Here is a 13980-nt window from a genome sequence, read left to right on the forward strand (position 1 = left end):
CCAATGCCTTGTTCCAGCACGACGCGAGTAGCAATTACATCTATTTCCCAAACTCCTCTTTTTATTTCTCTCGGTTCTGAGATGTGAGAGATATAGACTCCAGAGCGGGTTTTTCCTGAATAGATGGTGTTGGGAACGAGTTGGGCGAGTTCGACAAGGGAAGCTTTACCAAACTCTGATTCCATCATCAACGAACCCATCCAAGCAGTTGTAGGAACTTTGGCACTGCCTTTAACTTTAATGCCGGGGTCTGGATCATTTGTGCCAGGAATTTTGCCTGACCAAGCCCAGGTTAAATTGACCCAACTGGATACGAAAGTTTGGATAATTTTCGGCTCTCTGTACAGTTCATCTTGTTCTGCAATTCGTGCTGCGGTTCCGTCTTTTAACTGGACAAAGGTAACTTTTCTTTGAGATAAGGCTCTCAAACTGACTGTATTCACTAAAACAGCAATTGTCAGGAGGAAAACAAAGCTTGTTAGCAGGACAAAGCACAAGGCTAAGGTGTTTTTAGATTCAGGGAGTAAGGGTTGGAATTGTGGAAATTTCATGATTTTATTGGAGGGGGAAGGGGAAGGGAGAGGGAGAGTTGGAGAGTGGGGGAGGGTGGAGAGAGGGAGGAAAAACAAGTGATTATTAGCTTTTATCGCTACTAATTAGTGCTAGTTTTGATTCAACTCAAAAAAGCGAAAATCTATGCTTCCTTCCCCTTCCCCTAGATCAGTTTTCCGGCAATAACGCCGATCGCGTTACTGGCAATATCTGTAAGCTGTTTGGTGCTATTGGCGATCGCACTGTACAAAGCAGTTCCTCCACCCTTGGCTATTAACACGGCAAGAATGGGAGAAAACACAGCTAAAAAGAATAAAAAGGCGATATCTGTAACTAACTCTGCATCGGATTTGACAATCACTACAGCGACTAAGCCAACGACGATGTTGTAGCCCAATTGCACTCCAAATAACGACATAAACCCTATTAACCAAGCCCAGATTGGTTTTCCTTGCAGCGGCAGCAGCGACAAGCCCATTGCAATCGGCCCGAATAGAGCTGTTAGCAACAATGCTGCTTCTAAAATATTGACAAATGCCCACTGTACTGATCTAAGAATTAAGCGAATGATGGGCAAGACAGTAGACCTAAAAACTTGTCCTGCAAAATCGCCATTTCCTATATCTTGAAGATTGGCAACATTGCCTAAGTTTTCAACAAACCGCTGCAAGCTTTTGAGGGGGCCTCCATTTTGCTGTTCCGCTGCCTGAAGGATTTGTTGAGCTGGCTGTTTTTTGCTGTTCCAGCATTCCACTAAAGCTGATCCAACTTTGCCCTGACATTCGCTGTAGAGTTTTTCAATCTCTTCTTTGCCAGCACTGGTAAGGTTAACGTCGCTCAGGGCAGTTCTGAAGGTCATTTCTCCGACTTGAATCTTCATAATTTCTTGCACTTGAGTGCTGCCTACAGCTTTGATGAATTTGACGCTTTCAGCTAAGACTTTACCGTTGTTACTGAGAAATACTACAATCACAAGCGGCCAGATAAACATGGCTACTAGCTCTGACCAAGACTGTTTTTCGATGATTTCTTTGCCACTGGTGACAGCGAGGTAAGTAACAGATATTCCCGCCAGAATTAGTCCTAGTTTGACTAAGGCAATCCAGAGAGAGGATTCTTGAGTATTGAAGGTGTTAAACCAAACTAAATTCCAGGATTCGACAGTTTTTTGAGAGACTTCTATGGCATCAGATAGAGTGTCCAGGGCTTGTCCTGCTGTGCTAGTTTGGGCAATAAATTGTATAAACATTGCGGTATCTCCTTACGGTGATTTCAGTCTTCGTTTGCCCCTAGAGCGATGCCTCCCGGCATTTGAAACAATCCAGCTTGAGTAGAAGAAGCGGTAGCCGCCGCAGCATCCTGCCGTCTCTGGGCTGTGTTAATTTCGTTGAGTTCTTCAGCTTGTTGAGCATTGAGAATGTTGGCAAAACTGCGATCGATTTGAGCTTGCTGGCCCTGCATGACTAAGGCACTTTGATTTTCTGCTGATAAGGCTGCTTGCTTAGCTGCGATCGCACTTTGTTGAGATATGTTTCTCATAATGTTCTGGGTGACATCTTGACCTTCGGAATCAGCACCCAATTCCATTGAATTTTGGCTCTCGCGATTAGTTTGCTCTACGTTCTGCTGGACAATTTCTTTCATCTGAGCTTGCTTTTGTTGAGCTTCTTTACTGAGAGTGGCTTTATTGGCTTCACTGACAGCACTTTCTCTTTCTGCGAGTTCTGCGGTATTCTCTTTGAGGCTGTAAGAATCTTGCGGTCTCTTCTCTAAAGCAGCGGATAGTTTTGTCCCTTCACTTTCGGAGGTGTTGCCGTCCATTATGCTTTTAACTGCTTCTTTTAGGTCTGGAACTTTCAGTTCTCCCAGGAATGAAGAGAGGGTTGACTCTATTTCACTGCTGAAATTTTCGACTTTGTTTAACAAATTGTCCCAGATGCCTGAGATGCTGTCGGAGATGGTGGAGATGGTATCTGAAATTTCGCCTGTTATGTCGCTAATTTTGTTTTCTATACCTCCTATTTCTTTCGGGTTGCTCAAGAAGTTATTAGCTGATTGTTGGATTTTGCTTTCTATTTGTTGATTGGCAACTGTGAAGCTGGAGCGGTTGAAAGTGCTGCTGTTAGGATTGTTTGAGGTGGGAAGCTGTGTTGCAGTCGGATTGCTGTCAGAGGTTTGAGCTTTTGCTTCAACAGAATTCAGTATTAAGCTCAGCCAAATTGCAGGAATGCCGAGGGCAAGTTTGACAAGAAATTTTGGTGATTTCATCGGTTTTTCTCCGTTATGCGTGCAGTGATTTGAGGAGTGGTAATTAGTAATTGAGTTAAGGAACGATAAGGGAAAGGCAATTAGTGCTCCTATTTCGATTTACAAACAGCACTCACTTATCAGTTATAAACCCCTTTTTCTCTCTCTATTTTCATACTCTGTGTCCTCTGTGTTCTCTGTGGTTCAAAAAAACTTGTTCGTAAATCTTCGCTCTGATTGCTATAGCTGGTTTCATTAGTCATGTTTGAGCAATAATTGTCATCACTTTAATTCAACCAATTCCTACAGAATTTTTATGGCAAAAATCAACGCACTTCTCAATCCACCAAACGTTCTAGCTAGCCATGAGGTCTTGAGGGGATTTGTGTCCGTTGATATCAGTGACTGCATTCTTGCCAATATTGGTTAATGAACGTCCTTCTTTAACGGCTTGTACATATTCAGAGGCAAATTGTTTGAGTGCTAGCAATTGCCCTTTTAACGTATTGGGATATTGAGCCATCACTCGGGCGCGAGCCATCAATTCAGCTTGATTGTTAGCCACACTTGCTAATATCATTTCGCCTGGATAGTATCGGCTTTGCCAGAAACGACCTCCTTTTTCAATTAGCCAATTGGAATAAAGGTCGGCAGCTCGGGGAAGGAAAGCTTCTGTGGCATTTTGGCTAATAATTTCAGCCGGATATCCCAAATTTTTAATCCAAGAAGTGGCTCCGTTTGATGTCAATCTTCCGGTAATTCGATACACCATGTTTTGCATAATCATAGTTCCCGCACTACAGTCACAAATACTGTCGATATCTTGGGCTAGCAAGAGCACTGAAATGCCATTCTTTCTACCCACTGCACAGAGTTCGCCTACTACTTCAGCAAATCCGTCTTTCTTAAACAAAATCGAAAGTTCGTCTCCGATAAATAGGCTTTTAGGGTGAGAAAGTGCGTTGCGGATGCAAGCAGCGTGGGCGTTAATAGCCATTAAATACTGGTCTTGTTCGTTGCCCAGACCGCTAAGGGCAAAAAACTTAACAGCGGGTTCGGGTGAAAATGTACTCGGTCTGCCAATTGCTTTCCCTAAAGGTGAGGCTAGTAATGCGTTGCATTGAGTGATAATTTGGTTGATGGCAATGCGGTCGAAGTCGGTAAAGTTTTGTAGGTTTAGTTGCTCTTTTGTGCAGAATTTCAGGAGGTTTGTGAGGGTTGGCATTTCTTGCCACGCGGTCGATTTCCAGCCTTTTTCAAAGGCAGTATTGTAGCGCTCGATAATGTCTGGGTCTTCCAGAAATTTTTTCAGAGTTAGCAGCAAAATGGCATCGACTCGCTGCGCTAATTTTGGGTCGCGGACTTTACCCATGCTGATAATAGTCAGCGCTTTTCTGATAAACTCTTTCCATTGGTCTAGTCGGCGCGATCGCTCTTCTCTGTCAAAACGCCTCAAATCGGGTATTTCGAGTAGATTCGAGCTGCCAGAGGTGATGTCGTAGTACGCACCGTCGTCGCCTAACAGTTTCACTGCGGTCTCAAAGGTACTGCCGCTTCCTGCTGAGATGTCCATACCGACTACTGGAATATTAGCGGCTAAAGCATCGACCGCAAATCGCCATCCTACAACGCTTTTACCGCAACCGGATTCACCTGTAATAACGGCGCGGCTGGTTTGGTTGTGCATGAGGTCAACGTACACGGGTTTGCCGCCTTTGGTAATGAATTCAACTCCTTTTGAGTCGATGTCCCTTACAGCAGTTAAGGGCAAAATACCGGGGACAGTTTCGGTGTCTAAGGTGAGGCGGCGTTCGTTAATTAGCGAACTGCTGTGCAACAGCCAGCTTACAGTAATGGGCAAAGTTTCTAGCCACAGTTGCCAAGCAATGTTGCGCTCTCTTAATACCTTGGCAGAGCCGAAGCTGTGGGAGAGCATTTGGCAAGCGTGTGTTAGTTGCTCCGGCGTTGGTCGGTAGACTAAGAAGGTGACAGCAGCGTGAATTGCTCTTGCACCTTTGTACATTTTTTTCTGGGCTTCAAAGGATTCTTCCTGTTTGACTTCGGCTCCTACATCGCGACCTTGACCTTTTTCTAAAGCGCGTTTTTTGGCAGTTTTAGATTGTTTAGCTTGCCTTGCTAAGTTGTCTTGAATAATAAAGTTGGGAGCGGCGCTAATTTCGACAACGGCTTCAGTATCGCGGACGTAGCTGTTGCTCATAATTTTCCACAGCCATTGCAGTTGCTCTCTGGTATTGAGCCAACCGCCGGGGCTGTCTTCCATTGTGAGCACGCCGCATTCTGCGTTTCTGCCGGGGAGCAAAATGCGTGAGCTAGCTTTTCTGTGTTCCGGGCAGCTCGAACGACCGCTCATACCTTCAATTAAAATGGTGCAGGCGTGTTTGTGACTGTTGATGGTTTCGGTGAGTTTGTAGTCGGATGCGGTTTCTTTTAAGGTGAGAAGTTGGGGGATAGGGGGTATGGGTGCGCTGTTGAATTTTTGCCACAGCCAGCCCCATAGTGCTTGGGCATTCATGGGTTGAATTTCCAGTCCAATTTTGGTGTTTAGTAAGAGTTCCCATTGGATGTAGCCTTGCTCGAAAGCGTCGAGTAGCAGTTGTTTGTAAAAGCGTTCAGAGTAGATGCGTTCGTTGCCTGTAAATTGTGCAGCAATGCTGTTGGCTGTGTTGATAATTCCATTGATGAATTTACTCAGAGGGTCGTTGGATTTGGAGCCAGATTGAGCGTTGAATGTCCAAGTGCAGAAAATAGTTTGGTTCCACAGTTGTCGGGTGCCTGCTAAGTTGAGTTCTTGAATGCGTTTCTGTTCGTTACGAACGAGTACAGAAATGGGTTTGAGGTGACAGTTGTCAGCCAATTCAGTTAACTCTTGTTGGCGAACGCAATCGCTGCTGTAGCAGCCAGTGTGAAAGGTCATTTTTTCGCCTGGAGGAATGTCTTTTAGTCCCTCTTCTAAGGCGGTGGCTGCATTGTTTACTTCATGGCGGTAGAGAATGTTGTGAAAGCCAGCCGTCTCGAATCCGAATACAATTTGGTATTGACTGCCTTCATTCAGTAAGTAACCTGAAACTTCTCGACCATCCTTTTTGATAGTGACTAAACACAGGAGGTTTTGGTAGTTTTGGAAGGGCATAAGTCGGCTGTTACCTCCTTGTTGAGTGGGAGCAACTTTGGGTTTAAGTTTGACTCGGACTTGTGAATCGCTGATTCGGTGGCGAATCGGGTTTGGTCGGTGTTGGGGAAGGGGAGAAAGGTATAAAAGATTACCGTTGTACCACTCGTTCCCCGGCGGAGGTCTAAACCTGTCTACAAAAAGGTGAGGTTTGTTACCTGTCAGGAGCCACCAGCTTACAATTAGCCAGAAAGTAGTGGTGAAAAACCAAGGCATTCCTAAGCTGAATAAGCCGTTGGTGAGGATGTAGGAAATTACGGTGATTAGCATCCACGGAATTAGCTGTTCCGCTGGAATGATGCCGATGCTGGCTTGTTTGCCAAGAATTTTATTGACGGAGATGAAGTCTTTGTCTGGGTCTTTGAGCATGGTAGTAAGGGGAGGGGGAAGGGAAAAAGGAGGGGGAAGGGGAAGGGAAAACCGGGTTTTTAATAGCTTTTGTTGCTACTTGTGCGATTTTCGGAGTTAAAGCAGGGAAACGGAAAGAAAAACAGAGTGCTATATTATTACCTGTTAATCCCCACTATTCAGTATGTTGGTTTTGTTCCATAAATAAGAGTAGGGGTGGAAACAGTTGCTTAAAATAACCTCATTATCAAATCGGTCTTTGATTTTTACAATTTGACAAATCAGAGAATAAGGTTCAACTCCAAACTAGAAAAATTATCCTTCCTTCCCCTTCCCCTTCTTCCCTAAGCTCCACCTCCGCCACCGCCATTACCAACGAAGAGGAAAGTTATTACATCAATGGCAATTACAATGGCAAAAGCTAAGGCGACTTGGGTAACAATTGGTCGCCAGTCATTACCTTGTTGCGCTTGGTTGTAAGCAAAAAGAGACGCGGATGCTACTAATAAAAGAAAAGCACCACGAATGAGGTTAAAAATCAGTTCGATGACCTCGGCATCAATGGCTTCGCCTCCCGCTGAAGAGGCTCCTTCTGCTAGCTCTTTCATGAATTCTTCTAAGCCGGAGAGGAAGATGGCGTTGGCGGGGGAATCGAGCACGGAGCACAGTGCAGTGGAGGTGATGATGGCAGTGGTAATGTGCCAAAATCGAATTTTGCAGCCGATATATCGCTCTACAATTGGGATTGCTTTAGCGGTGTGCCACAAACTCAAAAAGACTATGCTGGAGCAGCCTAAAGTTGTTATTAGGAGCGGGTCGTGAATGCTGAAGTAGATGAGCGAGGCTAGGCAAATGCCGAGGAATGGAAGGTCGCCCAGTTTGATTTTCTGTTGTTTTAACCAGCGTGATAATGAGTTGCGGTTTCGTTCATTTCTTGTTTGGTCTAAGTAAGTAGCCATGTCACTATCTCGATTAATTTAGTGCTTTAATGCTAATTTAAGTTGCATCTAATCCCTGCAAAATCGCCAAAAAAGGTGATTCTATACAGTGAGAGTGACCCCCTCCAAATGGAGGGTACAAGTGAAAAAAATTATTTCAAATTTCCATTTCCACCTCAGTTTTTCTCGCTTCCTGCTTGTTGGAGTTCTGGTTTGGAGCAAGTTGCTGTTGGGAGAGGAGATTTTCAACTACTTCTGGTGGAATGTCGCACAGAAGTACCTCAACATTACCTTTTTGGAGGCTAGCCTCAAAAACTATCTCGCTGTGAGAGTTAAAGCCTTTGACAGTACCCTTCGACTTGGATTTATCGCTGAATTCGACTTCAAAGTCGAGGCGCGAGCCTTGGGAATCGGTAAAGCTGATTTCATCTTGATTGCTTCTCTTTACCATTTCAGCTAAACGTTCTTGGTTGAGAGCTTGTTGAAAAATTTTTAAGCGGTCGAGTTCTTCTTTTTCTTCAGGTTTCAAGAAGTCGTTTGTCACTTTCCACTCTCCAGTTTTATCCTGTACTGCTGAGAACATTTCCTCGCCTTCTTTCGTTTTTAAGCTGATAGCGGTAGAGGAGTCAAAATTTGTTACATAAAGTTTGGCTTCTCCCAAATCAACGCCATCTTCTAATGCAATGCCTTCCGCATTTGCTTCTTCTTCAGCTAGGCTGTAAATTTTTGCCAGTGTTGCTGCAAGTTGGGAGTCCTGAGTAAAATTCTGGGCTGTCAGAGTAATTTTTTTAGCAGTAGCGTTAGCGCTGCTAGTTGGAATTGTTGATTCTAATGAAAGTTTTTCATCTATTTCTGTTGCGTTTTGTACGAATTGGTCGCTGAGAGATGGAGTCGAGCTGTCGGGCGGTTCTACTTTTGTATCCACAGCTTGAACGCCTGTCTCGCTTTGAAGAGAAAGTTTGTTCTCTAAAGCTTCTATTCGCTCTTCTAGGGTATCGAGTCGCTTTTCAAGTCGGTTGAGTGCTTCATTTATTTGTACGAGTTGTTCTTCAAAACTCGCCTCTGTGTCAATTTTAATAGAAGCCGTTTTTTCAGAATCGTTGTCTCTCACACTCCCGGAAATTTTATCAACTTTTCCGTGGACTTTGTTAACAGCTTTAGCTAAGAGCATACCGGGTGTTGACACAAGTTCGGCATCGGGTTCAGGTAAGATGTTTTGTTCCGGTTCTGGCTCCGGTTCAGCTATTGGTAAAGCTTCGGATTCAACCATTGCATCTGCAACTGAATCCGCTTCAACCAAGTTGGTAACTCGCTGGGAGAGCGAGTCAGCTCGCTGGCTTTGAGCTTTGAGCCTTTTGACAATATCGGCAACTTGGCGCTCTTTTCCAGCCCCAAGAGCAGCTTCTATAATTTGAGAAGCTGCTTTTTTGCCAATCAGAGTAGCGAGAACCGCAACTTGAGCACTCATGCCGCTGACAGTTGTACCTTCTACCTCACTTCCAGAAATGGCTGTTCTACCACTGACTTGTACAGCAGCATCGAGGATACTATCGATGTTCTGGTCGTTTGATTTTTTGCCTTGAGGTCGCTGTTGGCTAGTTCTGGTTTTGGAAGGTGTGGCTGCTAAGGATTCAGCAATTTCTACCGGTTCATCTGTCTGAAGTTTTCTTTTGGTTTGGGATTTAGCTGATAATTCTTCTTCTTCCAAATCTTCTTGTTCAGAGTTTTGAAGGTGGCTTTTAGTTGGAGACTTATCTTTAGGTTGAGGTTTTTTGACTTCAAACTCATCTAACTCACTTAGCTCATCTCTCGGAGAGCGGCTTAAGGCTTTAGATTTAACCAGTGGTTCTTCCGACTCCAACTCATCTACGTCATCTTTTCGGGATCTTCTTTTGGTTTGAGAGTTGGGTGATGGCTCGTCGTCATCCGAATTTTCTATTTCATCTTTTCTGGATTTGATATTGGCTTTAGATTTCGATCTGTGCGATGGTTCATCATCTTCTAAGTCATCTAGCAAATCGTCTTTTTTAGACTTGTTTGCCGTTTGAGATTTCGATCGATGCGAGGGTTGCTCATCCTCTAATTCATCTAGTAAATCGTCTTTTTTAGACTTAGTTGCAGCTTTAGATTTAGACTTGGGGGAGGGTTGCTCATCATCCAATTCATCTAGTAAATTGTCTTTTTTAGACCTTGTTTTAGTTCGAGGCGAATCGAGTAATGCTTCAATTCCTGTTTTAGTAAATCGGTTGTCGTCCGGCTCTCCCAAGTGTTCCATCATGTATTTTCCTGTGGTAGAGCCGTACTCAGGTCGATCGCTCAAACTGAGGACGAGTCCGTTGTGCTTGACCTCCACGCTAATGCCAGGTTTGCCGTCGGCTTCCGTTAGTTCTTCAATTGCATCGGCAAAATCTTCTACGCTGGTGAGTCCATTTTCCTGGCAGTAATCTAAAGCTTTCTCGCAGCGATTTCTTAGGTAGTTGAGGATTTTCTTGCCCTCGGCTGTGTTAGGGGTGATGTAATTTCCCTGGCTTCGGCTTCGGGATGCTGTTTTTGTGGGCATAATCTTTGTGGCGGGGTGAGTGGATATTTCCCATGAAATTCGAGCAGTATGGCTAGTGACTTCACTCTAAAGTGCGGTTTTGGGGAGTTAAAGTGACCCCCTCCAATCGGAGGGGGAATCGTCGCCCACTAATAATTAAGCTGCTACGCATCTAAAGTATCTGTTGGTTGGGGAGGGGGAGAAAGAGAGGGGGAGAGGGGGAGAAAGAGAGAGGGGGAGAGACTTTGACGCTTTTCCCACAAAGATTGAAGTATACAATTTAAAGGCGCGACAGCTTATCCCCTGTTTGAAACTCACTAAAAAACTAACTGTTCGGTCAACGAGCTTTCCTGGTGTTCACACCTACCCGCTCTTAGATGTGCGGTAGTTGATATTAAAGTTGTGTATCTGCATCTCTTTTTTTTGAAGATGTAGAAGCTAATTCAACATCAACCTCTCTGAGGTATTTGATAAACTGAGAGCTGTTGTTTTCAGAAAGCTTCTTAATTATTTGACCTGTTTTCAAGTCAGCAGCTAAGACCGGATTATCAGCTTCATCTCTGACTAAACACCTAACATTGTTGCGAGATTGGGTAATAAAAGCTGTCCAGTTTCCCACAGGGATTGTAGTTTCTCCAGTTTGCTTATATGCTTCAGAAATCGCATCTTTCAGCAATTGTGAGAGGTGGGCGGGGCTGGCAGCAATGTCTTGGGGTTGAGACGGTGGTTTGTTTTGGGTAGGGGTTGGCGATACAAGCGATCGCTCTTGACAAGGAGTTGGCGATACGGATTGCGATCGCCCTTGACAAGGAGTTGGTACGACTTCTGAAAGTTCCTCAACTGATTCAATTAGTTGCACAGAACTAGGGTTGATGTTTAAGATCAGAGCGCTGCCTTTAGGCGAGGGTTCAATAGTGGCCTCAAAGGTAGTGCCGATCGGCAATTTAGGTGAATTAGCAGAGAACATGGCTAATTCTTGTCCGTCAAGGAGAACAATAGGGCTACCGTCGCGCCTTGAATCGGTACCGCTAACAGAACCCACCTCAAAAGTCAATGTTTTCTGCCTCCATTTGGGACTGCTAAAGTCAACATCTTTCAAGTCATTGTACTTCTGTCCAATCAGTTCAGCTCTGTCAAACTGAAAGGTTTGCAACTGCTGGCAAATTTCATCTGTAAACAAGTTGAGAACCAATGCTGCTTTAGGTGTTTGGTTTTGGGACTCAAGCCAAGTATAATCAGCAGGAGCTACAATGCGTGAACTCACATCTTTGGTGCGACCAAGACCATCGCGGTAGGTTAAGTCTAAACTGTCGATGTCGTTGACATTTTCGCCAAACTTTTTCTCAAGAATTCCCACCAGTTTTTCGCTGGGTTCAATTAACGCAAAATTGACCATTGGCAGACTCAGATGCAAAGTTGCTTCATATTTAATGCCTTTGCTGTCTAACAATTCTTTCCAATGTCCAGCTAAGTCTTTGCCAACTGGCTGTCGCTTCTTATCCCTGACAGTCTTACCGCTGCCGTCCAGTTCAAATTCCTCGAAAGGGACGCTCAGAACGTAAGTGTCTTTTGGCATTGCTTCGTGCAGTCGCTCGTACTCAGGTTCAAGGGTGAATTCAATCACCAGTTGGCGAGAAAGTTCCTTACAAGCTTTGCGAGGAACTTCTAAGTTGGGATTTGCGGTTTCGACGTGCCACATCGCACTAGCAGCTAAAAACCGTTCTTCAGGGTCAGTCCAAGCTTCAGTTACATCGGCTCTTAAGCTCTCGTATAACTTGCTGACTGCTTCTTTAATTGCCTTAGAATCGCCGCCGCACTCCGAGTGAATTTCGCCCATCCTTTCTCGATAGCGTTCCTTAATATCTTGTGCCCACCTGACATAATATTTCTCCCATTTTTCTCGCTCATCTAAGTCAGAAGGAGACTCAAACAAGTAGCGAAATTCGTCGCGGTGGCGGCTTTTTAGACGAGTCGGTTCCCACTCTGGATTAACAGCCTCCTTAGCGATGCAATTGATAGCGGTGCCGTCTCCTATAGGTAATGGCACCGTTTTGTAAAGCCTGGGGTCGTCTTTGTAGTCAAATAGGTAGCTTGGGTGCTGTTCTGACCACTGCTTAGCCTTGGACAACAAGGTGGGGTGGTGGTCTTCTGTACGAGTAGCACTTTTGGGACTGTCCACTTCAATTTGCAGGGCATCAAACAGCTTTCCAAGAAGCTGCCGCTTCTGTTGATTGAATAAACTTTCTGGCTGTCCCGGTTCTGCTGCTGACGATTGCACTCTCCCGATTAAGGTAGCCACCCAGCCGATTTTATTTTGGGCGATCGCTACGGCAATTTGCCGCAATTTGGTATACTTGCGATCGCCATCACTATCGGTAGCTTTAGTGTAGTCAACTTTCTCTCGCTTCTCAACTGCATCGTACTCATTCTCTTGATTAGCGTGCCTGGTTTCAGAGGCGATATTCGGCATTCGGGAAGCAGGCGTAATCACTAATTGATCGCCATCAAAATCGCATTGGTGATGCTGCATGGCTTGGTCTGGGTGAATGAAAACGCACCCTTTGTATTTCGTTAATGCGCGATGGCTTTTGTTGTCTACTGTGTAGCGGCGGATGTTATCTTTACTGACAATTGGGTATCGGGTAACGATGACTTCTGTGCCGTGTCGCAAGTGGGGGGCCACAATTGTACCGGGTTGGAGGTTTTCACAAGGTTGAGCCATTGCTGAACCATGATGAATTGCTCCCTTAATTGCTAAGTCTTTCCACTTTTTAGCCAGTTGTTCTTGCATGAAATCGACGACTTTGGGAAAGTCGAGGAGTTGACCGAGTTTGTCGTTCCTCAAAATTGAAATTAGCCGGGATTCGTTGCGTTGGGCTTTTTCATCTGTTTCGTCTTCTAATCCGCTGCTGTCTTCGTGAAGGCTAGATTGAAAAGCAGCTTTTTTGTCGTGCTGCTCCACTAAGTATTTGGCAAGTTGCAGCCGGTTATTTTGCAAGTCAGCTAGCTTTTGGGCTTCAATTTTGGTCGGTGTGGCTATGTCAGCCCCAATAGCTGCTTCGGAATACCAAATCGAAAATTGCCAGGAATTTTCGTATTCAGTTACTTTGGCGTTGCCTCGGTTTCCCAGTATAGCTTTGGGAAATTCGTAGTCGCCACAGGGGATAAGTTCAGCTAATTGCTCTTTAGCAACTCCTTTGATAGAGGAGCGATCCATAATGATATCATAATCCAAGTCGGAGGTTAAATTAGCATCAGGCAACAGCGTTCCTTTGGCAAGAAAGCTAATTTCTGGAGTGTGGCAGTCTTCTTGTCCCCATTCCTGCATCCAGGCAAATCTGAATTGAAAAGGTCGGTTGTAATTCCCTCCTAATTGTTGGGCTAGTGCCGGTGAAATTTTACCGTGACAGTCTCCGGTTTGCCACTTATGAGCTTTCGCTTTTTCACTTTGGTCATCGCTTTGAGAATCAACAATTTTGAGTCGCAAGGTTTCGCCGTCAAGGGAGCTATCTAACAATTTGGCTCCTTGGTTGCAACTGCTAACTAGCAGTGAGCCGTAGCGACAGGCGTGGTCGGGTTGGGTTTTGAATACGCTCAACAGTTGGGTTGAGAGTTCAATGTCTGCAAAGTACACATTTTTGCCGGAGCTGAAAGCAACTCTTCTGGTAATACCATCTCCGAAATCGATGTTTTTCAGAGGGTCGAAGCTGCTATCATTTTGGTCTGGTTTAACGATGGTTAGGGATGCTAATTCTTCAGGTTCAAAAAGCAGTTCAAGCAGGGAGTTACGCAGCACTTCTGATTCAGCTTGGTACCGCCCCTTTGCTCTACCGTCAGCCAAGGACATATCAAAGACTGGGATTTTTAGTCCTTCCCCAGCTACCCATTCTGTGGAGCGATATTCTGGGGTAAGTTTTCTTCTGCTCATTGATTAGCTCCTGAATCCTAGTTTTTACATTTTTAGGACTTACGCACAGTAATAGTCCCGATTTTGACAAGGTTGTTACTTCACAAATTCCTGCTACTGAGTGATATTCTCCCCCTCCAATTGGAGGGTTTAGAAGAAAGAAGTAGCGTGTTACAATCAGAATGACAATCCCAATGTGGAGAAAAAAAGTGAAAGTAGTTCGCACAACTACGGCTATGGAAAGCCAACGGGATTATTT

General features: G+C 44.8%; 7 protein-coding genes. All 7 read right to left on the reverse strand.

Annotated features, from left to right (window positions below):
* A partial coding sequence (locus QUB35_RS35860; protein WP_333147363.1) for a hypothetical protein occupies positions 1-551 on the reverse strand: 551 nt, incomplete at its 3' end.
* A 164-nt stretch (positions 552-715) separates the two neighbouring features.
* Positions 716-1801 (reverse strand): hypothetical protein, encoded by a 1086-nt coding sequence (locus QUB35_RS35865; RefSeq protein WP_333147365.1) that lies wholly within the window; start codon positions 1799-1801, stop codon positions 716-718.
* Positions 1802-1824: 23 nt separating this feature from the next.
* Positions 1825-2820 (reverse strand): hypothetical protein, encoded by a 996-nt coding sequence (locus QUB35_RS35870; protein ID WP_333147367.1) that lies wholly within the window; start codon positions 2818-2820, stop codon positions 1825-1827.
* A gap of 334 nt (positions 2821-3154) precedes the next feature.
* On the reverse strand, positions 3155-6358 hold the full coding sequence (locus tag QUB35_RS35875) for a hypothetical protein (protein WP_333147369.1): 3204 nt from the start codon (positions 6356-6358) through the stop codon (positions 3155-3157).
* A gap of 323 nt (positions 6359-6681) precedes the next feature.
* Positions 6682-7296, reverse strand: coding sequence for a hypothetical protein (locus QUB35_RS35880; protein ID WP_333147371.1), 615 nt, complete (start codon positions 7294-7296; stop codon positions 6682-6684).
* A 136-nt stretch (positions 7297-7432) separates the two neighbouring features.
* Complete coding sequence (locus QUB35_RS35885; RefSeq protein WP_333147373.1) at positions 7433-9835, reverse strand: hypothetical protein; 2403 nt, start codon at positions 9833-9835, stop codon at positions 7433-7435.
* A gap of 373 nt (positions 9836-10208) precedes the next feature.
* Complete coding sequence (locus QUB35_RS35890) at positions 10209-13742, reverse strand: hypothetical protein (RefSeq protein WP_333147375.1); 3534 nt, start codon at positions 13740-13742, stop codon at positions 10209-10211.
* Positions 13743-13980 lie beyond the last annotated feature (238 nt).

It is taken from the genome of Microcoleus sp. B13-B6 (assembly GCF_036705405.1).
GTDB lineage: Bacteria > Cyanobacteriota > Cyanobacteriia > Cyanobacteriales > Microcoleaceae > Microcoleus.